The 21,524-nt window shown below is 64.9% G+C and carries 22 protein-coding genes and 1 tRNA gene; 14 read left to right on the top strand and 9 right to left on the bottom strand.

The features are described from left to right. Positions 1 to 13: 13 nt before the first annotated feature. Positions 14 to 784, bottom strand: a complete 771-nt coding sequence (locus BM190_RS29580; RefSeq protein WP_244550764.1) for a thermonuclease family protein — start codon at positions 782 to 784, stop codon at positions 14 to 16. A gap of 391 nt (positions 785 to 1,175) precedes the next feature. On the opposite strand from BM190_RS29580, the gene BM190_RS29575 reads away from it, so the two are divergent. From BM190_RS29575 to BM190_RS29560, 4 genes are all read left to right on the top strand, one after another. Next, on the top strand, positions 1,176 to 2,384 hold the full coding sequence (locus tag BM190_RS29575; RefSeq protein WP_018316471.1) for an ABC transporter substrate-binding protein: 1,209 nt from the start codon (positions 1,176 to 1,178) through the stop codon (positions 2,382 to 2,384). Between the two features lie 137 nt (positions 2,385 to 2,521). Continuing rightward, complete coding sequence (locus tag BM190_RS29570; protein ID WP_092261288.1) at positions 2,522 to 3,313, top strand: enoyl-CoA hydratase; 792 nt, start codon at positions 2,522 to 2,524, stop codon at positions 3,311 to 3,313. A gap of 2 nt (positions 3,314 to 3,315) precedes the next feature. After that, complete coding sequence (locus BM190_RS29565; RefSeq protein ID WP_177237370.1) at positions 3,316 to 4,062, top strand: VOC family protein; 747 nt, start codon at positions 3,316 to 3,318, stop codon at positions 4,060 to 4,062. A gap of 166 nt (positions 4,063 to 4,228) precedes the next feature. Next, complete coding sequence (locus BM190_RS29560) at positions 4,229 to 6,343, top strand: acetate--CoA ligase family protein (protein ID WP_092261286.1); 2,115 nt, start codon at positions 4,229 to 4,231, stop codon at positions 6,341 to 6,343. 185 nt (positions 6,344 to 6,528) lie between these two features. Here the strand turns inward: BM190_RS29560 and BM190_RS29555 are convergent, their stop codons facing one another. From BM190_RS29555 to BM190_RS29545, 3 genes are read right to left on the bottom strand one after another with little or no spacing between them, the layout of a single operon-like run. Further along, positions 6,529 to 7,341: an enoyl-CoA hydratase/isomerase family protein gene (locus BM190_RS29555; RefSeq protein WP_092261285.1), complete on the bottom strand. Its 813-nt coding sequence runs from the start codon at positions 7,339 to 7,341 to the stop codon at positions 6,529 to 6,531. 16 nt (positions 7,342 to 7,357) lie between these two features. Then, positions 7,358 to 8,518: an acyl-CoA dehydrogenase family protein gene (locus BM190_RS29550; RefSeq protein WP_092261284.1), complete on the bottom strand. Its 1,161-nt coding sequence runs from the start codon at positions 8,516 to 8,518 to the stop codon at positions 7,358 to 7,360. A gap of 16 nt (positions 8,519 to 8,534) precedes the next feature. Next, the gene (locus tag BM190_RS29545) at positions 8,535 to 9,599 is read right to left on the bottom strand and encodes an acyl-CoA dehydrogenase family protein (RefSeq protein WP_092261283.1); all 1,065 of its coding nucleotides are present in this window, start codon (positions 9,597 to 9,599) and stop codon (positions 8,535 to 8,537) included. A 259-nt stretch (positions 9,600 to 9,858) separates the two neighbouring features. Here BM190_RS29545 and BM190_RS29540 point away from each other — a divergent pair, with 259 nt between their 5' ends. Next, entirely contained in the window at positions 9,859 to 10,644 is a 786-nt protein-coding gene (locus BM190_RS29540) for an SDR family NAD(P)-dependent oxidoreductase (protein WP_092261282.1), read from the top strand. 221 nt (positions 10,645 to 10,865) lie between these two features. Here the strand turns inward: BM190_RS29540 and BM190_RS29535 are convergent, their stop codons facing one another. Together BM190_RS29535 and BM190_RS29530 are read right to left on the bottom strand one after the other, a co-directional pair. Next, complete coding sequence (locus BM190_RS29535; RefSeq protein ID WP_177237369.1) at positions 10,866 to 11,138, bottom strand: GlsB/YeaQ/YmgE family stress response membrane protein; 273 nt, start codon at positions 11,136 to 11,138, stop codon at positions 10,866 to 10,868. Between the two features lie 42 nt (positions 11,139 to 11,180). Then, positions 11,181 to 11,762: a YidB family protein gene (locus tag BM190_RS29530; protein WP_092261281.1), complete on the bottom strand. Its 582-nt coding sequence runs from the start codon at positions 11,760 to 11,762 to the stop codon at positions 11,181 to 11,183. A gap of 161 nt (positions 11,763 to 11,923) precedes the next feature. Here BM190_RS29530 and BM190_RS29525 point away from each other — a divergent pair, with 161 nt between their 5' ends. Both BM190_RS29525 and BM190_RS29520 read left to right on the top strand, forming a co-directional pair. After that, positions 11,924 to 12,931, top strand: coding sequence for a 2-dehydropantoate 2-reductase (locus BM190_RS29525; protein ID WP_092261280.1), 1,008 nt, complete (start codon positions 11,924 to 11,926; stop codon positions 12,929 to 12,931). Between the two features lie 16 nt (positions 12,932 to 12,947). After that, entirely contained in the window at positions 12,948 to 13,160 is a 213-nt protein-coding gene (locus BM190_RS29520) for a hypothetical protein (RefSeq protein WP_038947385.1), read from the top strand. 138 nt (positions 13,161 to 13,298) lie between these two features. On the opposite strand, the gene BM190_RS29515 is transcribed toward BM190_RS29520, so the two are convergent. Continuing rightward, positions 13,299 to 13,919, bottom strand: a complete 621-nt coding sequence (locus tag BM190_RS29515) for a hypothetical protein (protein ID WP_092261279.1) — start codon at positions 13,917 to 13,919, stop codon at positions 13,299 to 13,301. Positions 13,920 to 14,160: 241 nt separating this feature from the next. Here BM190_RS29515 and BM190_RS29510 point away from each other — a divergent pair, with 241 nt between their 5' ends. The 4 genes from BM190_RS29510 (at position 14,161) to BM190_RS29495 (ending at position 17,817) form a co-directional block, all read left to right on the top strand. Beyond that, positions 14,161 to 15,678 (top strand): AMP-binding protein, encoded by a 1,518-nt coding sequence (locus BM190_RS29510; protein ID WP_092261278.1) that lies wholly within the window; start codon positions 14,161 to 14,163, stop codon positions 15,676 to 15,678. Positions 15,679 to 15,697: 19 nt separating this feature from the next. After that, positions 15,698 to 16,336, top strand: coding sequence for an RraA family protein (locus BM190_RS29505; protein ID WP_092261277.1), 639 nt, complete (start codon positions 15,698 to 15,700; stop codon positions 16,334 to 16,336). Positions 16,337 to 16,363: 27 nt separating this feature from the next. Further along, on the top strand, positions 16,364 to 16,735 hold the full coding sequence (locus BM190_RS29500; RefSeq protein ID WP_092261276.1) for a dimethylsulfonioproprionate lyase family protein: 372 nt from the start codon (positions 16,364 to 16,366) through the stop codon (positions 16,733 to 16,735). Between the two features lie 125 nt (positions 16,736 to 16,860). Further along, positions 16,861 to 17,817 (top strand): tripartite tricarboxylate transporter substrate-binding protein, encoded by a 957-nt coding sequence (locus BM190_RS29495; protein WP_018316454.1) that lies wholly within the window; start codon positions 16,861 to 16,863, stop codon positions 17,815 to 17,817. A gap of 57 nt (positions 17,818 to 17,874) precedes the next feature. On the opposite strand, the gene BM190_RS29490 is transcribed toward BM190_RS29495, so the two are convergent. Further along, positions 17,875 to 18,168 carry a GYD domain-containing protein gene (locus tag BM190_RS29490; protein WP_092261275.1) on the bottom strand — a complete coding sequence of 98 codons (294 nt, stop codon included), beginning with the start codon at positions 18,166 to 18,168 and terminating at the stop codon, positions 17,875 to 17,877. A gap of 106 nt (positions 18,169 to 18,274) precedes the next feature. After that, positions 18,275 to 18,628 (bottom strand): VOC family protein, encoded by a 354-nt coding sequence (locus BM190_RS29485; RefSeq protein WP_092261274.1) that lies wholly within the window; start codon positions 18,626 to 18,628, stop codon positions 18,275 to 18,277. A gap of 142 nt (positions 18,629 to 18,770) precedes the next feature. On the opposite strand from BM190_RS29485, the gene BM190_RS29480 reads away from it, so the two are divergent. From BM190_RS29480 to BM190_RS29470, 3 genes are all read left to right on the top strand, one after another. After that, a tRNA-Arg gene (locus BM190_RS29480) sits at positions 18,771 to 18,847 on the top strand. 263 nt (positions 18,848 to 19,110) lie between these two features. Next, the gene (locus BM190_RS29475; protein ID WP_092261273.1) at positions 19,111 to 20,238 is read left to right on the top strand and encodes a DUF2252 family protein; all 1,128 of its coding nucleotides are present in this window, start codon (positions 19,111 to 19,113) and stop codon (positions 20,236 to 20,238) included. A gap of 130 nt (positions 20,239 to 20,368) precedes the next feature. Further along, complete coding sequence (locus tag BM190_RS29470; RefSeq protein WP_092261272.1) at positions 20,369 to 21,508, top strand: amidohydrolase/deacetylase family metallohydrolase; 1,140 nt, start codon at positions 20,369 to 20,371, stop codon at positions 21,506 to 21,508. The last annotated feature ends 16 nt before the right edge of the window (positions 21,509 to 21,524 follow it).

Below are 21,524 nucleotides of genomic sequence, written 5' to 3'. Positions count from 1 at the left end.
CCGTGCCCGGCCGTTAAGGCCTTACCCCAGTAGGCTCGTTTGCGCCCAGCAATTCAACCTGTCCCAAGAGACGCACATCGATGCGCGGCCCCGTACTTCCCTCGACCCAGCCTCGGACTCGAATACGCTTACTTTCCAATGACTTAAGGGTGATCCCGGCATTTTCGAACGCCGGTAGCGTGCGCTTTGAAATAGTCACGGCAAAGCCACGTGTCCAGTTCCGTCCGAAGTTGAGGTAGGTCATTGCCCCAGCTTGCCGGACCGACAGGACTTTGCCCTCGACCACCATAAAGCGCCCGATCCCCGCCAAAATATCGTCCGGACTTTCCGCGTTTTTTATGGCCGACGGGTCAGCCCAACTGCCCTTTTTTTGGCGCCGCGCCTCGGCCTCCGACGCCATCAGGGCCGCCGCGCAGTCCTTGTCCGTGATTTCGGCCGACACCAGGGCGTCGCCCTGGGCGAGCAGCATGGCCTGCACCGAGGTGTCGCTCTCGCCGATGAAGACCAGCGCGCCCTGGCGGCCGTAGCGGTCGGGCGTGTCGTCGTTGCCGCGGAGTGTCACGTCGCGGCTCGCGAGCAGTGAGGCCAGCGCCTGCTTCGTCGTCGCCGTCGTCTCGATGCCTGCGAGGCGGATCTCGCGGCCATCGTCGAGACGAACGCTGCGCGCATCGACGATCGCAGCGACACGGCCTTCGCTTTGCGACTCGAACTGGCACGGCATCGCGAGCGCGGTGTGACTCGCGAGGAGAAGGAATGCGACGATGAGGTGAAGCCGTTGCGCCACGTGACCCGTAGAGGTTGCGTTGTGCGTCGATCCTAACTCAAACGATGCCAATGACGAAGGGACTCTCGTAGGGTGGGCAAAGCGAAGCGTGCCCACGTCTTTGCCGATCGCGCCGACTCGTGGGCACGGCGCGAAGAGCGCGCCTTTGCCCACCCTACGGCAGCGAGTGCGGGGCTTCGATGTCATCTCACACGCTCGCAATGACGTGGAAACATGTTTCCGCATCTCACCATTCCGTTTTGCGGAAAACATGCCGCCACCGCAAGACTCGCATGGCGCCCTCGCGCTTGCTGCGCTCTTGCGCATGCGGCATGATTGCGGCAACAGCGATTGCCAAGAGCAATAACCAAGCCGCCATCAGAGTACGGCGCGATAAGGGAGATCGTTTTCCATGAAGACAATTTTGTCGGGCATTTTTGCCGCCGCGTTTGCCCTCAGTGCGAGCGCCGCCGCGCAGGCCCAGGACAAGCCACCTCTCAAGATCGGCGGCATCCTCGACATGTCGAGCCTCTATGCCGACATCACCGGACCCGGCAGCGAGACCGCGGCCAAGATGGCCGTTGAGGATTTCGGCGGCGAGGTGCTGGGGCGCAAGATCCAGGTGCTGGCGGCCGATCATCAAAACAAGGCCGATCTCTCCGCCAACATCGCCCGCGACATGCTCGACAACCAGGGCGTCGAGATGATTTACGACGTCGCGGCCTCCGCGACCGCGCTTGCGGCAGGCGAGATCGCCAAGGCGCGCAACAAGATCATCATCTTCAACGGTCCGGGCTCGATCCGTCTCACCAACGAGGCCTGCGGTCCCTATACCATCCACTACGTGTTCGACACCTACGGCCAGGCCAATGTGACCGGCCTTGCGGCCGTGAAGTCCGGCCTCGACAGCTGGTACTTCCTCACCGCCGATTACGCCTTCGGCCAGGATCTGGAGAAGGACACCAGTGCCGTCGTCACCAAGACCGGCGGCAAGGTGCTAGGCAGCGTGCGCCATCCGCTCAACACGTCGGATTTCTCGTCGTTCCTGCTTCAGGCGCAGGCTTCGAAGGCCAAGGTGATCGGGCTTGCGAACGCCGGCGGCGACACCGTCAACGCCATCAAGCAGGCGGCGGAGTTCGGGATCATGAAGGGCGGTCAGAAAGTCTCGCCGCTGCTCGTCTTCGTCACCGATATCGACTCGATCGGCCTGGAGACCGCGCAGGGGTTGCTACTGGCGGAAGCCTTCTATTGGGACATGAACGACGAGACGCGCGCCTTCTCCAAGCGCTTTCAGGAGCGCGTGAAGCGGCCGCCGACCTCGGCGCAGGCCGGCGTCTACTCCTCCGTCACGCACTACCTGAAGGCGGTGAAGGCGGCCGGCACGACCGATGCAGCGACTGTCATGAAGGTGATGAAGGAGACGCCGATCAACGACTTCTTCGCCAAGGGTGGCAAGATCCGCGAGGACGGCCGCATGATCCACGACATGTACCTGTTCGAGGTGAAGAAGCCGTCGGAGTCGAAGGGCCGCTGGGACGACTACAAGCTGCTCGCCACCGTGCCCGGCAGCGAAGCGTTCCAGTCGCTGGAGCAGTCGCGCTGCCCGCTGGTGAAGAAGTGACGCGAAGCGTCATCCCGGGGCGCGCGTAAGCGCGAACCTGGGATCCATCGGGCCGCAGTGATTATCGACAAATGGATTCCGGGTTCGGGCTTCGCGCGCCCCGGAATGACGGAGCAAAACAACAAGGGAGACGCCCTATGAGCAACGACATGGTCCTGCAAAAGCTCGAAGGCGGGCTGCTCACCATCACCATGAACCGTCCGGAGCGGAAGAACGCGCTCAACCCTGAGATGGTGGCCGGGCTGGTCGAAGCGGCACGCCGCGCCGCTGACGATCCGGAGGTGCGCGCGGTGCTGTTCAAGGGGGCCGGCGGATCGTTCTGCGTCGGCGGCGACGTCAAGTCGATGGCCGCGGGCCGCGCGCCGCTGCCGTTCGAGCAGAAGCTTGCGAATCTGCGCCGCGGCATGGAGGTCTCGCGCATCCTGCACCAGATGCCGAAGCCCGTGGTGGCGCAGCTCGACGGCGCCGCGGCTGGCGCCGGCCTGTCGATGGCGCTGTCCTGTGACCTGCGCATCGCCTCGGAATCCTGCAAGATCACGACAGCCTTCGCCAAGGTCGGCTTCTCCGGCGATTACGGCGGGACCTATTTCCTGACGCAGCTGCTCGGCAGCGCGCGGGCGCGCGAGCTCTATCTGATGTCGCCGGTGCTCACGGCCAAGGAAGCGCATGCGATCGGCATGGTGACCAAGGTCGTGCCCGACGCCGAGATCGATGCCGCCGCGCACGAGGTCGCGCTGTCGCTGGCGCAAGGGCCGTCGATCGCGCTCGGCTTCATCAAGCGCAACATCAACAATGCCGAGCATCTGGCGCTGGAAGACTGTTTTGACGGCGAGGCGATCCATCACACCCGCTGCGGCGACACCGAGGATCACAAGGAGGCCGCAAAGGCCTTCGTCGAGAAGCGCAAGCCGACCTTCAGGGGCGTATGACCATGGCGCCCTATATGCGGTTGCGGCAGATCTGCCTGGTCGCGCCGCAGCTCGCGCCCGTGATCTCCGACATCGCGGAGATCATGGGCCTCGCCGTGTGCTACCGCGACGGTAATGTCGCGAAATACGGCCTGGAGAATGCGCTGCTACCGGTCGACACGATTTTGCTGGAGGTGGTCGCACCCTTCAAGGGCGGTACCACGGCCGGCCGCTTCATCGAGAAGACCGGCGGCCGCGGCGGCTATATGGCGATCTTCTGCTGCAATGATCCCGACGAGCGCGGTCGCAACGCCAATGCGCTTGGCGTGCGCACCGCCAACGTGATCGACCATGCGCCCTATCACGGCGTCCAGCTTCACCCCCGCGACTGCCGTGCTGCCTTCATCGAGTTCAATCACACCGAAGGCAGCGATGATATTTTGGGGCCATATCCGCCGGCCGGACCGGACTGGCAGAAATTCATCCGCAAGGACGTGACGCAGACGCTGACCGGCGTGGAGATGCAGAGCCCGGATCCGAAGGGGCTGGCGGAGCATTGGGGGAAGATCATCGGCATTGTGCCTGAAGGTGCCGAGCTGAAACTGCCCAATGCGGCCTTCCGTTTCGTAAAAGGCGCCAGCGAGATCATGAGCGCGCTGGAGTTTCGGGTGGCCGACGTTGCGCAGGTGCTGCACGCCGCGAAGGCGAGGGGGCTTGCGGTGGCGGGGAACGAGTTTCTGCTGGGCGGCGTGACGTTCCGCGTCAGTTGATCCCTCCACCGTTATCCGTCACCCTGAGGTGCTCGCCCCTTCGGCGAGCCTCGAAGGGCGACGGCCACGGTGGGGCCGTTCATCCTTCGAGGCCTCCGCTGCGCTCCGGCGCCTCAGGATGACGGTGAGAGATGCGGTGCAGCCAACAATAAGAAGGACTCGTCCTATGCCGCATCCGCTCGACAGCTTCTTCGCGCCCGCCAGCATCGCGCTGATCGGCGCCTCGCGCGACCACGAGAAGATCCCGGGGCGGCTGTTGTCGATGCTGCGCAAGAACGAATATCCCGGGACGATCTACCCGGTGAACCCGAACTACGCCGATATCGACGGGCTCGCCTGTTACAAATCGATCGGCGAGATCGGCGCGCCGATCGACCTTGCCGTCATCATCATCCCCGCCCGCGCCGTGCTTCCCGCGCTCGAGCAATGCGCTGCCGCCGGCGTCAGGAACGCCGTGATCATCTCCTCCGGCTTTGCCGAGGAGGGCGGCGACAGCGCGGCGATGCAGGACGCGATCGCGGCGCTGGCGAAGCGCACCGGCATGCGGATATCCGGGCCGAACGCCGAGGGCTTCTTCAGTCAGGTGCAGCGCGTGGCGGCGACATTCAGTCCGGCCGTCGATGTCAAGCCAGGCGTGGTGCCGCTTGTTGCCAGCAAAAAACGGATCGGCATCGTCGCGCAGAGCGGCGGCATTGGCTTCGCCTATTATCATCGCGCGCGGGCCCTCGGAATCGCCGTCAGCTATGTCGTCAGCACCGGCAATGAATCCGATCTCGGCGCCGGCGAGTTCCTGGATTACATGGTGCAGGATTCCTCGACCGACGTGATCCTGCTGTTCATCGAGGGCATCCGCGACGTCGACAAATTTCTCGTCGCCGCCCGGCGCGCTGCGGAGATGAAAAAGCCGGTGATCGTGACAAAAGTCGGCCGCTCCGGCGCAGGCCAGCGCGCGGCTGCCTCGCATACCGCGAGCATGGCCGGCTGGTCGGCGGCCTATGACGCGGTGTTCGCAAAATACGGCTTCATCGTCTCCAACGATCTGGATGAAGCGCTGACGATCGCGGCGGTGCTTGCCAGCAATCCGCTGCCGAACGGCGATCGCGTTGCCGTCGTCACCGTCTCCGGCGGCGCCGGCATCTGGGGCGCCGATGCGGTGGCGCTGCAAGGCTTGCAGGTGCCGGAGCTGTCAGAAAAGGTCCAGGCGGGGATCAAGCAGTTGATGCCGTCCTATGGCACGGCGCGCAACCCGATCGACGTCACCGCGCAAGGCGTCACCTCTGGCGGCTTGCAGAAGAGCGTCGATGTGCTCACTGCCTCCGACGAGGTCGATGCGATCCTGGTCGTGCTGTCGCTGTCGAGCGAGGTGCGCAAGCCCTTCAAGGAGGAGGAGCTGACGCCGGTGCTGTCGGCGCAACGCAAGCCGGTGGTGTTCTATTCCTATACGGTGCCGTCCGACTTCGCCCGCCGCGAGCTCGCCAAATCCGGCGTCGTCGTGCTCTCGGGCCTCACCCATGTCGGCGTCGCGATGCGTCGGCTCGTCGACTACGCCAGTTTCAAGCTGCCGCTACCTGCGGACACAGCGCGGCTGCCGGCGCGCGATCTTTCTACGCATCTGAAATCGCCCGTTCTGTCCGAGGCCGACAGCAAGGCGTTGCTCCGCACCGCCGGCATCGCACTGCCGGATGAGGTGCTGGTGAGAGACAAGAACGAGCTCGACGGAGCCGTCACCCGCGTCGGCTTTCCCCTGGCGATGAAGATTCAGTCGCCTGATATCGCCCATAAGAGCGAAGTCGGTGGCGTGCGCGTCAACATCACCACCAAGGGCGAGGTGTTTCTGGCATTCGAGGCGCTGCTGGACAATGCGCGCCGGCACCGGCCGGAGGCGGATATCCAAGGCGTGCTGGTCGGCCCGATGGCGAAGAAGGGCGTCGAGATCATCGTCGGCACGATGACCGACGAGACGTTCGGTCCCATGGTGATGGTGGGTCTCGGCGGCATCACCACCGAGCTGTCCCGCGACGTCGTCTACCGCCCGGCGCCGGTGAGTGCGGAGGAGGCGGGTGCGATGCTGGCGGGCTTGAAGGCTGCGCCGCTCCTCAATGGGTTTCGTGGAGCGGTGAAGGCGGACGTTGCGGCTTTGTCGCGGTTGATCGCCGACGTTTCAGTGCTCGCCGCGCGGCATGCAAAGGAGATCGCCGAGATCGAGCTCAATCCGGTCCTGGTGCACACCGAGGGGCAGGGCGTGACGATCGTCGATGCGCTGGTGGTGGGGAGGAAGTAGCGAGGCCACAAACACCATTGTCGTCCCGGGGCGCGAAGCGAACCCGGGACCCATAACTACAGGGAGGAGTTTGGCGAAGATTCGTGGTGACGGTCTGCGCCCTATAGCTTCTTCCTGTGGTTATGGGGCCCCGCTTTCGCGGGGACGACAGGAGAAATTGCCGAAGCGCCGGCGCGATACGTCGACTATCGCCCCTTGAAATTCGCCGCGCGCCGTTCTTCCGTGGCCTTCACGCCTTCCTTGAAATCCTCCGTCGCGCGCAGCCGGGTCTGCTCGGCGAGTTCGTGGTTGGTCGCGGCGATGACGCGGTCGGCGAGGCCATTGCGCATCGTGGCGCGGGTTGAGAGCAGGCCGAGCGGGGAGCATTCGGCGATCTCGCCGGCGAGCTTCATCGCGGCCGCCTTGACCTGGTCCTGTGGCACCAGCTCGTTGGCGAGGCCCCACTTCACGGCTTCTTCGCCGGTGACGCGGCGGCTGGTGTAGAACATCAGCTCGGCGTTGTTCTTGCCGATCAGCTCAGGAAGAGTCGTCGTCAGGCCGAAGCCGGGATGGAAGCCAAGCTTGGTGAAGTTGGCTGAGAAGCGCGCTTCGGGGCAGGTGACGCGGAAGTCCGCCGAAACCGCGAGACCCAATCCGCCGCCGATGGCGGCGCCCTGCACGGCGGCGACGATCGGCTTCTTGGCGCGGAAGATGCGCACGGCCTGGATGTAGAGATGGTTGATCGGCCCGAGATTGTCGGCGGGGTCGCCCTTCTTCTCGGCCTCGCGCGCCTCCTGCGCCTGCCGCGCCGGGTCGCCAAAGTTCGCGCCGGCGCAGAACGCCTTGCCCTGCGCCGAGAGAACGGAGGCGCGGATCTCGATGTCGCGGTCGAATTCGTCGAGCGCATCGGCGATCTGGTTGATCAGCGAGATGTCGAAGAAGTTCAGCGGCGGGCGGCGGATCTCGATGGTGCCGACGTGTCCGACTTTTTCGACGCCGATGTCTTTGTAGGTGGTCATGATGATCCTCGAATGATTAGCGCAGGCCCAATCCGCGGGCGATGATGCCGCGCAGCACCTCGGTGGTGCCGCCCTGGATGGTGAGTTTCGGTGCGGTCTTGATGGCGAAGTCGAGCTGCCGCTCCAAGGTCTCGCGGTTGGTCGCGGTCTCCTCGACGAAAGCAGCAAGGTCGCGGACACGGTGCGGGAGCTGCTGCTCCCACACCGTGCCGATGTCCTTGACGATGGACGCCTCGACCACAGGCTCCTTGCCGGCCTGCAGCATGCCGGCGACCGAGACCGACATGCGCCGCATGGTATGGAGCTGCGCCACCAGGCGCCCGATGCCTTCGGCGCTGCGCGTATCCGGGTTGGGGCCGACCGCACGGACCAGCTCGGTCAGCACGTAATAGGTTTCGAGGAAACGCTCGGGGCCCGAACGCTCATAGGCGAGTTCGCTCGTCGCCTGCTTCCAGGCGCCGTCGACCTCGCCGAGCACGTGATCGTCGGGGACGAAGAAATCGGTGAAGACGACCTCGTTGAACTCGTACTGGCCGGTGATCTGGCCGATCGGGTTCACCTTGATGCCCGGCTGCTTCATCTTGACCAGGAATTGCGTCAGGCCGTGACGGCGGTTTTCCTTGGTCGGCTGTGAGGTCCGGAAGATCGCGATCATGTAGTCGGCGATGTGGGCCGACGAGGTCCAGATCTTGGTGCCGTTGATCAGATAGCCGCCGTCGGTCTTGGTCGCGCGCGTCTTTGCCGCGAACAGGTCGGAGCCGGAATTCGGCTCGCTCATGCCGATCGCAAAGCAGATCTCGCCGCGACAGATCCGCGGCAGGATGTCCATCTTGATATGTTCAGGCGCGTATTTCAGCAGCACCGGTCCGCTCTGGCGGTCGGCCACGAAGAAGCGCCGCGTGGGCGCATTCGCGACGCGCATCTCCTCGGTCACCACGTAACGTTCGAGGAAGGAGCGCTCCTGGCCGCCGTATTTCTTCGGCCAGGTCATCCCGAGCCAGCCCTTGGCGCCGACCCGACGGGAAAATTCCGGCGCGTCGGTGTCTTCGCGATTGGGCGTGTGCGGATCGAAGGTGCCGGCGGCGATTTCTTCGGCGAGGAAGGCGCGCACTTCCTTACGCAATTGCTCGCACTTCTCGGGCAGGCGGATCGGATCGAAACGGAGGGCAGCGGTCATGTGTTTCTCTCCCTGATCAGCGCGACGCCACGAGCGGCCACAATTCGTCGGCGCCGCGGTTTGCGACCAGCTTGCCGAGCTCGACGGCCCAGTGGCTCTCCGAGCCGAAATCGTCGCGCCAGGCCAACGCCCGCAGCGAATAGCGGTGCAGGATGTGCTCGAGGGTGAAGCCGATCGCGCCGTGCACCTGATGTGCGATGGCGCCGCCCTTTTCCGCGGCTTCCGCGCAGCGGATCTTTGCCGAGGCGGCTTCGAGATAAACTTCGTCGTCGAAACGCGACGCATTCGCGATGGCGTCGGCGGCCGAGGTCGCAGCCGCAAGAGCGGCGGCGGATTCGCCGGCGAGGCGGGCGAGATTGTGCTGCACGGCCTGGAATTTCGAGATCTTCTTCTCGAAGGCGACGCGCTCGTTGGAATAGCGCACGGAGATGTCGAGCATCGATTCCAGCGCGCCGGCGATCTGCAGGCTGCGCGCAACGCCGCCCATCAGCATCATCGTGGTCTGGTCAAAGCCCTTCGGCGCGGCCTTGCGCGTGACGGGCTGGACCTTGTCGAGCGTCACGGTGTCGCTGTGGTCGTAGCCGACATTGAGGCCGGACTCGATCCGGACCTTGCCGGCATCGACCAGCGCGATCGAGACGCCATCCTTGCCGTGCGCCAGCACCGCAAAATGCTTTGCCGCTTTCGCAAAGGGCACGCCGCGGGCGCGGCCGGAAAGCGAGCCATCGGCATCGAGGGTGATGCGGTCCTTCGGCGATGCCGGCAGCACCGTCATCTCGCCCTCGGGCGATGCGATCTTCGCTTGCGCCAGCAGCCAGCCCGCCAGCATGGTCTCGGCCAGCGGAACCGCGACGGCGAAACGGCCGGCGGCGTTCAGAAGCGCAAAGCCGTCGGCAAGGCTCGCGCCGGAGCCGCCGAGATCGTCGGGCACCCAGGACAATGGCAGGCCGGCTTCGCTCAGCGCCCGCCACAGCGGCGCCTGCCAGGCATCCTTCTTGTCATTGTTGATGGTTTGCGGATCGGCGAGATCGGCGAAGATCTTCTCCGCAGTCTCGACGACGATGTTGTCACTCTCCGCCACAGCGTTCCCCGTTTTTTGCCGTTGGCGCGGCCCGCCTGGTGGAGCGAACCGCGCAAGTCTTCTTGCGCCCGATGATCCGAAAAAGCCATGGCCCTGACAAGCGTTGATCGCAGGTCAACCTGCGGCGCGGGCATGGGGCCAGGATCATAGGAGGCTAATTCCGCTTAGCGGAGTTTGCTTGATTTGCAGGGCGCCGCAAACTCGCTAAACAAGGCCAGCGACCTAAGGCTTGCATTAGAACCAGGGGAAGGAAATCCGGATGGCCAAAGACAGTCTGTGCGCAATCGTGACGGGGTCCGCCTCCGGGCTTGGCGCAGCAACCGCGGAAATCCTCGCGCGAAGCGGGGCGCGGCTCGTCATCAACTATTCCTCTAGCCAGAAAGAAGCCGAGGCCACGGCGGAGCTTTGCCGCAAAGCAGGCTCTCCGGAAGTCCTGGTTGCGCAGGGCGACGTTTCAAAGGACGACGATTGCCGCAAGATCGTTGCGGCGGCCAGCGCCTGGGGCCGGCTCGACATCCTCGTCAACAATGCCGGCACCACCAAGCATGTCGCCCATGCCGATCTCGACGGATTGTCGGCTGAAGATTTCCAGCGCGTGTATGGCGTCAACACCATCGGCCCGTTCCAGATGGTGCGTGCCGCGCGCAGCCTGCTCGAAGCCGGCGCTAAGGCCTCGGAGCGGCCCTCCGCCGTGGTCAACGTGTCCTCGGTCGCCGGCATCAGCGGCGTCGGCTCGTCGATCGCCTACGCCGCGAGCAAGGGCGCGCTCAACACCATGACGCTGTCGCTGTCGCGCGCGCTGGCGCCGCTGATCCGCGTCAACACGGTCTGCCCCGGCTATATCGACACGCCCTGGTTCACCAAGGGCCGCGGCGAAGCCGGCGCCAAGCAGGTGCGCGATAGCGTGGTCGCGAAGGTGCCGCTCAGGGTCGCATCATCAGCCGAGGACATCGCGCAACTCGTCTGCTTCCTGGCGATGCCGGCCTCCAGCAACATGACCGGCGAGGTCGTGCGCATGGATGCGGGGATGCATCTGATTACGTGAGATCGCGTTCCAATCTCCGCTGTCATCCCCGCCTAGTGCGCAATTGCGCACGGGGCGCGAGGATCCATAACCACAGGGAGAAGTTTGGCGCGACTCCGATCACTCCGAGACTTCGCCAAACTCCTCCCTGTGGTTGGGTCCCGGATCGGCGCGCGCTTAGGGCGCGCTTGTCCGGGACGACACCGAGTTGGATGATAGGTCGCGCCACAACGCGACAGTGACTACCCCTTGATCACACCGCTCGCGACCAGCCGGTGCCAGATGAACAGCACCACCACCGCGCCGAGTGTGGCCATGATAAAGCCGGCGCCCTGGTCTGGGCTGTAATGGCCGATCGCCTGGCCGACGAAGGTCGCGAGAAACGCGCCGGCGATGCCGAGGATGGTGGTGAGGATGAAGCCGCTCGGGTTGTTCGGTCCCGGCGCCAGCCAGCGCGCGATGAGGCCGGCGACGAAGCCGACGACGATGATCCACAACAGGCCGCCCATGCTCATGAGTGTGCTCCCCTTCCCGAAAGCGCGTCGATCAACGTCCGATTAAAGTCTGCCCGAGATCTCGTTCTCGGTCGGCAGCCGTCCGTCCGGGGTCAAATGGTCGACCACCTGCGGCAGATACTGGCTGAGGCCGTTGAGCAGCTCCTCGCGCGACAGGCCGCTCTGGGCGGACAGGCTGTCGATCTGGTCGGCGCCGAGTGCGCTCGCAAGATCGCCCGGCGCGATCGGCTTGTTCTGACCCTTGCCGACCCAGGAATTCGCAGCGTCGCCGTGGCCGCCCTGCTGAAGCTGGTTGAGGAGATCGCCGAGGCCGCCGCTGAGCACGGTGCCGGCCGCGCCGCCCGCAAGCAGGCCGCCGAGGCCGCCTTTGAGCAGGCCTCCGAGACCGCCAAGACCGCCGCTGTCGGCGGTGTTCGCGTTCACCGGCGGAGGGGCCGGCGTCGGCGACGGCTGCGGCGCCGTACCGGACTGGTTTGCCGTCATGTGCTTGAACGCCTTCCAGGCAAGCAGGCCGAGCAGCGCCATGGTCATCGGCGACATGCCGCCGGAGGATTTCTCGGAGCTGGGTGTAGAGGGGCCGCGCGGGCCGTTCTGCATGCCGTTGAGGACGTCGAGTAGACCCATGGTGCTCTCCCTTGGCGTGTCGTTCGGCGAGCGCTCGCCGCTGACTGCCCCGGGCCGAAAACATATGGGGCTCTCATGACGGTTACAAGGCGGCTGCGCAGCGATGGGCAGCCGGCCTCGCCTCTGCTATCGAGGGGCGATCGTTCAGGGAGCAAGGCGAGGTGATGACGGATCGACCGATCGTGGTGGCCGGCGCGGGCGCCATCGGCTGTTTCGTCGGCGGCATGCTGGCCGCCAGTGGCCGCCGTGTCGCGCTGCTGGTGCGGCCGCGGGTGAAGACCGAGATCGAGCGGTTCGGCCTGCGATTGACGGATTTCGACGGCTCGGAGACGAAGCTCGGCGCAGGGCAGCTCGCGCTGTCGGAGGACCCCGCGATCTTCCACAGCGCCGGCATCGTGCTGGTCACGGTGAAGAGCGCCGACACCGCCGATGTCGCGGATCAGATCGCGCAGCATGCGCCTGAGGATGCCGTCATCGTTTCGCTGCAGAACGGCATCGGCAATATCGCGGTGCTGCGCGAGCGTCTCGGTGGCCGCCGCGTGCTCGCGGGCATGGTGCCGTTCAACGTGATCGCGATGGGCGAGGGCCGTTTCCACCGCTCGACCTCCGGCGACATCCATGTCGGAGAGGACGCTGGGAACACGGCCGCGGCATTGTCGGTATCCGGCCTCGCCATGCGCGCGAGCCGCGACATCACCGGCGTGCAATGGGGCAAGCTGATCATCAATCTGAACAACGCGCTCAGCGCATTGTCCGACATGCCGCTCGCCGCGCAACTGGCAAACCGCGACTGGCGCAGGCTGTTCGCCGACCAGATGGCCGAAGGGCTGGCCGCGCTGAAGGCCGCCGGCATCGCGCCGGTCTCGGCGACGCCGATCCCGATGAACTGGACGCCGGCCTTGCTGCGGCTGCCCGACATGATCTTCAATGCGATCCTGGGACGGACCATGAAGATCGATCCCGAGGCGCGCTCTTCGATGTGGCAGGATTTGAAACAGGGACGCAAGACCGAGATCGACTATCTCCAGGGTGCCGTCATCGCGCTCGCCGAGCAAAACCATGTCGGGGTGCCGCTGATGCGCCGCATTGTTGCGCTGATCAAGGAGGCCGAAGCCGCCGGCAACGGTCCGCCGCGGCTGACGCCGCAGCAGATTCGCGCGGTGGTTTGAGTGCAAGGAGGGACCGATGAAACGTAGCTTGATGATCGGGCTCGCGCTTGCCGCGCTTTGCGGCGCGTCGACGCTCGCTCTTGCGAGACCGCCGACGGTCGTGAACTCGCCCGGCTATGATAGGCGGTTGCAGGAGAGCAGGTCGCAGTTGGGCAGCTCGCCGACGACTGCGCCGGTGGATGTGCCAACGGTCAAATCGAAGCGCGGCAAGAAGAAGCAACCGAACTGACGTTCCACACCCCGCTGTCGTAGGGTGGGCAAAGCGGAGCGTGCCCACCAACCTCTTTGTCTTGCTTCTTTGTCTTGCCAGGGTGGTGGGCACGGCGCTTGCGCGCCTTTGCCCATCCTACAAGTCAGTGCGAGGAGCTTAACCCTTCTTCGCCGGCTTGCTCGGGGTCGGATTGAACAGCTTTTTCAAATCGTTCAAGCTCTCCGACAGCCGCGGCCATTCGCAGGAGAATGAGCCTTTGGTGCACGCGCCCTTCGGGCGCTGACCGACGGTCTGCTGCACCTTTGGCCGCTCGACCGGGACGGGCACGCGCGCGACGTCGGTTCGCAGCGCGACCTGCTGGAGTTGCCGCGCCTGCAGTTCCTGCTGCTCGCGCTGTTGACGGGCGGCGGCCTCGGCCGCTTCGTTGCTGCGGCGCTCTTTGGCGAGATAGGCGGTGTAAGCTGCGTCGATTTTCTTTTGCTCCTCCGGCGTCGGATTGGGGCCGGCGATGTCGAAGGTGCGATCCTGCAGGAAGTCGTAATAGGAATAACCCCCGCCTGCCTTGCGGCGGCCGGCGAACTTGGCGTTGCAATCGGCAAGCGCGGATGTCTTCTCGGACTTGGTCGCAGCCTTCTCGGCCGCGTCGGCGCATTCCTCGAAATCGACCGGCGCGCGTTTCCACCATTGCGCCTGGGCATGCGCGAGCGTCAGCAGGAAAAATCCTGCCGCGGCAACAAGAACCAGCGCCGCACGACGCAATGCTATCACGGACGACATTCTACGAGAGCATTCCTTGCAAAACTCAACCCGAACTGAGTCGAGCCAGATTTTTGCCTCTTTATCGCCGGCTTGTCACCCATGGAACCCGGGAATTTCATGGCCGGGATGCTGACATTTTGTGCTTGACGTGGCGCGTGAGTCACAGCACCGCCCCGGCGGGCTGCTACACTTCGCCTTGCGAGCGCCTCACCTGAGGCGGCGCCAAGAAAGACCCCAAGAAACGAAATGGAAACGCCCGATGCTGCTGCCCCTGTCTGACGTGCCGCGCTGGTACGCTGAACGCAAACCACATGGCACGATTGCAATCCGTCACGGGCAGGACACGCTGACATGGGACGAGCTCGAGCGCGGCGCCAACCGGCGCGCGCGGGCGTTCATGGCCAAAGGCGTCAAGCCCGGCGACTTCGTCGCGATCGGATTGCCCAACGGCAACGCGTTTTTCGAGACCTCCTTTGCGGTCTGGAAGTGCGGTGCGACACCGACCTCGCTGTCATGGCGACTGCCGCGCGGCGAGGCCGCCGCCGTGCTCGACATTCTCAAGCCGGCGCTGGTGGTCGGCGGCGAGGCCGACTGGAACGCGCCGAACCGCCTCCCGGCGGATTTCGTGCCGGAAGGATTCTCCGATGAGCCGCTCAATCCGCCGGTGGCGCGCTACTGGAAGGCCATGACCTCTGGCGGCTCGACCGGCCGGCCGAAGGTGATCCTCGATCATCAGCCGGCCGTGACCGACACGGTCGCCGCGCCGCCGCTCAATATCCCCTTCGGAGTCTCGCTGCTCAATCCCGGTCCGCTCTACCACAACGCGCCGTTCATCGTGTCGCACTACGCCCTGTTCACCGGCGGCCAGCTCACCGGTCTCGTCAAGTTCGACGCCGAGGAGACATTGCGGCAGATCGAACGCGAGCGCGTGCAATGGGTCAATTTCGTGCCGACCATGATGCACCGGATCTGGGCGCTGCCGGAGCAGGTGCGCAACGCCTACGATCTGTCGAGCCTTCAGACCGTCTTCCACATGGCGGCGCCGATGCCGCCCTGGCTGAAGGAGAACTGGATCGCCTGGCTCGGCCCCGAGCGGATCTGGGAGCTCTATGGCGGCACCGAGCGGCAAGGCTCCTGCATCATATCAGGCACGGAATGGCTGACGCACAAGGGCTCGGTCGGCAAGATCGGCGAGATGGCGCGCTTACGCATTATCGGCGAGGACGGCAACGACGTCGCGCCCGGCGAGACCGGCGAGATCTATTTCCTCAACAATGACGGCAGGGACGCCACCTATCATTATCTCGGCGCCGAGCCGAAGCGCCGCAGCGATGGTTGGGAATCACTCGGTGATATCGGCAGGCTGGATGCGGAAGGCTATCTCTATCTCGGCGACCGCCTCGCCGACATGGTGCTGCGCGGCGGCGCCAACATCTATCCGGCCGAGGTCGAGGCTGCCGTCTCCGAGTCTCCCGGTGTGCGATCCTGCGTCGTGGTGGGATTGCCCGATCCGGAATTGGGCCAGCGCGTGCACGCCATCATCGAGCCGGAGGGCGATGCCGACGGCCAGGCGATCGCCGACGGCATGGCGGAGTTCTTGAAGGACAGGCTCAGCCGCTACAAGCATCCGGAAAGCTTCGAGATCGTCGGCGCCCCGCCGCGCGATGATTCAGGCAAGGTTCGCAGAACACTGTTGCGCGACGAGCGCGCGGCGTGGATGAAGGAAGGGCGCGCCTTCCGGATCATGCCGGCGAAGGCGCGGGCGCACGCCGATTAAGAAGGAAGGATTTTTGGACATGACCATCACGATCGCAGCCAACAGCGTGCCGAAACCGCCGGCCGAGATCATCGAGGGTTTTCGCGGTGCGCCGACCTCGGTCATCTCAGACAATCTCGCCCGGCTGCCCGGCGCGGTCGGGCTAAAGCCCTATCATCGCGGGGCTAAGCTGGTGGGCACTGCCTTCACGGTGCGCACGCGCCCCGGCGACAATCTCGCCATCCACCGCGCGCTCGAGCTGGTCGGCCCCGGGGACGTCATCGTGGTCGATGGCGGTGGTGACGAGACGCGCGCGCTGGTGGGCGAGATCATGAAGAACATCGCGCAATGGCGCAAAGCGGAAGGCTATGTGATCGACGGTGCGATCCGCGATGTCGCGGCCTTCGCGGCCGACGACTTCCCCTGCTACGCCCGTGCGGTGATCCACCGCGGTCCCTACAAGAACGGCCCCGGCGAGATCAACGTGCCGGTCACGATCGGCGGCAGCGTGATTGCGCCCGGCGACATCGTGGTTGGTGACGAGGATGGTGTCGTGTCGTTTCCCGCCGCCGGCGCCGCGGCGCTGCTCGAAGCGGTCCGCGCCCAGGTCGCGCGCGAGGAGGAGACCCTGAAGGCGATCCGCGAGGGCCGCTATCAGGGCTCCTATGGCAAGACTTGATCGAACGAGAATGAAGGAGAGGGCGACGTGAGTCAGAAGGAAGAATTCCACAATATCGATGATCCCAGCGACGGGCTGTTCCGCGAGCTCGCTTCAGGGGTGACCACGCGCATCTTCTCCGGCGAGCAGGCGATGCTGTCGGTGGTGACGCTGGCGCCGCATGCGCAAGGCACGCTGCACCATCATCCCGAGGAGCAATGGGGCGTGCTGCTCGATGGCTCCGCCATCCGCGTCCAGGGCGATGAGGAAATTGCCGTGACGAAGGGCGATTTCTGGCGCACCCCGGGCAATGTGCCGCACACCATGCGCGCCGGCCCCAATGGGGCCCGGGTGCTGGACATCTTCAGTCCGCCTCGGCCAGAATACAAGAAAGCTGGGTCGGGCTTCGGGACGACTTAAGCGCTTCGCGCTTAGGGTATTTTCTTGAGCATGGTCTTATCGGGACACCGCTGCACACTTTTCCGGATCATGCTGTAGCGCCAAAGAGCAAAAGCCGGGCGCCGAAACCAAAAAGGGAGGGGACCATGACGATCACACGACGCACGCTGCTGGCTGCACCGGCCATTCTCGCATTGACGCCGGCGATGGCGCAGGCCGGCAAGATCACGCTGGTGGTGCCGTTTCCGCCGGGCGGCTCGACCGATGCGATGGCGCGGCTGCTGCAGGCCAGCCTGCAAACCAAGCTCGGTCGCATCGTCGTGGTCGAGAACAAGTCGGGCGCCGCGGGCGCGCTCGGCGCGGCGCAAGTCGCCAAGAGCCCGGCGGACGGCACCTCGTTCCTGGTGACGTTCGATTCCCATGCTGTGATTCCGTCGATCCTCGACAAGCCGCCGGTCGACGTCGAGCGCGAGCTGATGCCGGTGCTGCTGATCGGCACTGCGCCCTATGTGATCGCCGCCGGCGCCGGCCGCCCCTACAAGAGCTTTGCCGATGTGGTAGCCGCCTGCAAGGCGACTCCGGGCGCGGTGAAATATGCGTCCGTCGGCATCGGCACGCTCGGCCATCTCGCCATGACCGTGCTCGGCAGCAAGGCTGGGGTCGAGATCATGCACGTGCCTTATCGCGGCGGCGGGCCGGCCATGAACGACGTGCTCGGCGGCCATGTCGATCTCATCGCGGGATCGGCCGCGCTGGTCGCCGCCCAGCTTGGCACCAACATGCTGCGTCCGATCCTGCAGCTCGGCCGCGAGCGGCTGCCGGCCTTGGGGGATACGCAGACCGCGATCGAGGCGGGCTTTCCCGATTTCGAGACGCTGGCCTGGTGGGGCATCTTCGCGCCCGCAGGCACGCCGCCCGATATCGTCGCAGCCTTCGCGGCGGCGTCCAAGGAGATACTGAGCGAGCCCGCGACCGCCGCCCAGCTCAAGGACACCCAGCACATGACGCTGCTGCTCCAGGACGGCGCCGCCTTCAAGACCTTCTTCGACAAGCAGGTCGCCACTTGGGGCAAGGTGGTCAAGGACAACAATATCAGGGCGTGAGAGGCCTCTGCCCGGGATTGCCATCCCGGGTCCGGTGCGCTCGCGCGGGCCTGAGCGTCAGAGCATCTTGCCGACGATCTTTGTCATATCCGCTGCCGAAAACGCGCGCAGCGTTTCGGTGCGGACGTTGCCGAGTGCGCTGAGACTCAGGCTGAGCGACATCGCGGCAGCCTCATCTGGAGCCTCGATAACGGTCACAACGTCATATCGTCCCTGCGTCCAGACGATCTCTTTCACAGTCACGCCGAACGTTTTGGCCATCTCCTTGAAGGCGTCTGCCCGCTTCGGCGAGTCCTTGACGTTGCGGACTCCCTGATCCGTGAAGTTCGACAGCACAACATAGGTTACCATGGTCGTCCTCCCTGGTTAGAACTTGAGGAAACCGCGCTGAGCTTGCCACGGCGGCTGAGACAGCGCTACTTGCGCGTTGGAACGTCAGCAGATGCGACTTATTCGGTCAGGACAACGGCCGTGCGAAACTGAGCTCATGGCCGTCGGGGTCGGTGAGATGGAAGTAGCGCTCACCCCATTCCGCATCGCGCGGCGTCGTCGACGGCTGCCACCCGGCAGCGCGCGCCTGTGCGTAGGTCTCGTCGACATCGGCCACGTAGAAGATGACGCGGCCCCACCAGAACCAGCGCTTGTCTTCCGGTTGCGCAGTCAGATTGAGATAGCCGCTGCCGGCGGGGAAGCTCGTGAATGCGGCGGCTTCGCCACCATACAGGAGCTCGAACCCCAGCGATCGGTAGAAGTGCACGGCGAGCTCCATGTCATGCGTGCCGAGCGTGATGGCGCTGATGCTTTCGATCATGTGAGCTGCTCCGCTGAGGGGGGCCTGGCAGCGATTGTATAGCCACCCCGTTCAGGTTGACGATGGTCTGGCCCGCCTGACGGCTGGCGAACCGCATTTTGCTCTGCTATGACGGGATCGAACCCGTACCCACGGGTTCCGCGGTCCCGTAGCTCAGCCGGATAGAGCGACGGTTTCCTAAACCGTAGGTCGGAAGTTCGAGTCTTCCCGGGATCGCCAATATCTCAGACACTTGACGTGATTGCGGGCCGCCCCCCGGGGGCTTGCGTGCGCCTTCCCCAATCCTTCGGCTTCGCCCTCGTGTTCGCCCGTCATCCCGCCGCTGACGATGGCGAGGTCATGTCGTCCCGGCTAGCGGAAGGGTAGCGGCGGGGGTATCCTGCTCGCTTTGTAATTGAAGATCTGGATGCCCCGCGCAGCAGCTCGCTGCAATCATTTCCACAGGGCTCGCTCATCATCACTCGCTTCAGGAAGCTCTGGCCGTGATCAAGCAAACGTCAAACAGAAGCGGCGGGATCGAGCCGCGTTCATTTCTGGACGACAACAAGGCGTTCGAGCGCTGGCTGCGTTCCCAATGCACGGTCGTCGAGCCCGACCTCGACGAAAAGCACAAGAAGATGAAAGATGACCCGTTCGTCTTCCTTCGTGCAACTTTCTTCCGCTGGGCCAGGTGTATCGAAGCGCTCTGCCCGGAGTTGAAGGACGGGCCGCGGGTGCCGTCCGTGGGCGACACTCATATCGAGAATTTCGGCACCTGGCGCGACGCGGAGGGACGTCTCGTCTGGGGCGTCAACGATTTCGACGAGGCCGCGAGCATCGCCTATCCCTTCGATCTCGTGCGCCTGGCGACGAGCGCGCGGCTGGCGCCAAAGGCCAGGAAAAAGAAGGCGAGAGCCATGACCCATGTCGGCAATGGCGACGCCGCCATGGCGATTCTCGATGGTTACAAGAAGGGTCTCAAGAAGCCGCTGCCCTCGCTACTGGATGAGCAGGCGAGCTGGATGCGCGCTTATGTGGCATGCACCGACGACGAACGTCAGGAGTTCTGGGACGATGTGAAGAACTACCCGCGGGCGAAGCCACCGTCCCTCGTTGCCGCAGCCCTCCGCAAGAAACTACCGCCCGGCGCCTCATCCGGTCGCTTCGCGACGCGCGTGGCAGGAGTCGGCAGCCTGGGCCGGCCCCGTTTTCTCGTCATCGCCGACTGGTGCGGCGGCCAGATCGTGAGGGAAGCCAAGGCGCTGGTGCCGTCGGCCTGGGATTGGGCGCATGACCAGCAGGGCAAGCTGCGCTTCCTTGATCTCGCCAAAGCTCCGTATCGAGCTCCCGATCCACACCTCGCGCTCGAACGTCGGAGCGGCTTCGTGATCCGGCGCCTTGCGCCCGACTCCCGCAAGATCAATCTCGGGGATCACGCGAACATGAGCCTGGAGCTCGATCTGCTCAACGTCATGGGCTTCGACATCGGCGCCATTCATGCCGCCAAGGGTGCATCGGAGAGGATCGCCGCAGATCTGAGCAAGCGCGACAATGATTGGCTCCATGCCGCTGCAAAGGCCGCCGCCGCATTCGTCGAGGACGATTTCAGGGCGTGGCGCAGGCACGGTTGACCGGCGAGCGCCGGCCCCGTTCTCGATTGTCCCTGTGCTTTGCTCGATTGGTGCAAGATTTGCTATAGGCCATTGAAAGAGGCAGGAAGCGGCTTGGCCCGCGCCCGCCATGCCACGTCCGGAGACAAAAATGACTTTCGACTTGATCCTGCGCGGGGGCCGAGTGATCGACCCCTCCCAGAAGCTCGATGCCGTGATGGACGTCGCCTTTGCCGGCGGCAAGGTGGCGGCGGTCGGGACCGGGCTCAAGGCGGATCCGGGCACCGAGGTGCGCGACGTCTCGCGCTATATCGTGACCCCCGGACTCATTGATCTGCACACCCATGTCTATTGGGGCGGCACCTCGCTCGGCATCGATGCCGAGGAATTCTGCCGACTTTCCGGCGTCACTACCGCGGTCGACACCGGCAGCGCCGGACCTGGCAATTTCGCCGGCTTCCGCAAGCATGTGATCGAGCCGAGCCAGGTCCGCATCCTCGCTTATTTGCACGTTTCCCATGCCGGCATCTTCGGCTTCTCGCACCGGATCATGGTCGGCGAGAGCGAGGAGTTGCGGCTGATGAACCCGATCGAGGCGGCCAAGGTGGCCGATGCCAACCGCGACCTCATCGTCGGCATCAAGGTGCGTGTCGGCCTGCACTCCTCGGGCACGTCGGGGGCGGTACCGCTCGACATCGCGCTCGAGGTTGCCAACGAGGTCGGCATGCCCTTGATGGCGCATATCGACCATCCGCCGCCGAGCTATGAGGAGGTGCTGGCACGCCTCCGTCCCGGGGACGTGCTGACCCATGCGTTCCGCCCGTTCCCGAACACGCCGGCAACGGCGCAAGGCACGGTGAAGAAGGCGGTGCTGGACGCGCGCGAGCGCGGCGTGCTGTTCGACATCGGCCACGGCAAGGGCTCGTTCGCGTTCAAGACCGCGCGCGCGATGCTCGCGAACGGCTTCTATCCGGATACCATCTCCTCCGACATCCACCAGCTCTGCATCGACGGCCCCGCCTTCGACCAGGTCACGACGATGTCGAAGTTTCTGTGCATGGGCATGGAGCTATCCGACGTGATCGCAGCCTCGACGGTGAATGCGGCGATGGCATTGCGCCGCCCCGAGCTCGGCAGCCTCAAGCCCGGCTGCGTCGGCGACGCCACGCTTGTTGCGGTCAGGCAGGGCCAGTTCGACTACGAGGACGTCGTCGGCGAGCATTTGATCGGCGACCGCAAGATCATGTCCGAAGGCGTCGTCATCGGCGGCCGGTGGTGGCATCCGAACTGAGGCGGCGCTCACCGGT

The sequence above is a fragment of the Bradyrhizobium sp. Rc3b genome (genome assembly GCF_900114915.1).
Classification (GTDB): domain Bacteria; phylum Pseudomonadota; class Alphaproteobacteria; order Rhizobiales; family Xanthobacteraceae; genus Bradyrhizobium.
Note: the sequence above shows the minus strand (reverse complement) of the source record. Positions and strands in the feature narration are given on the sequence as shown.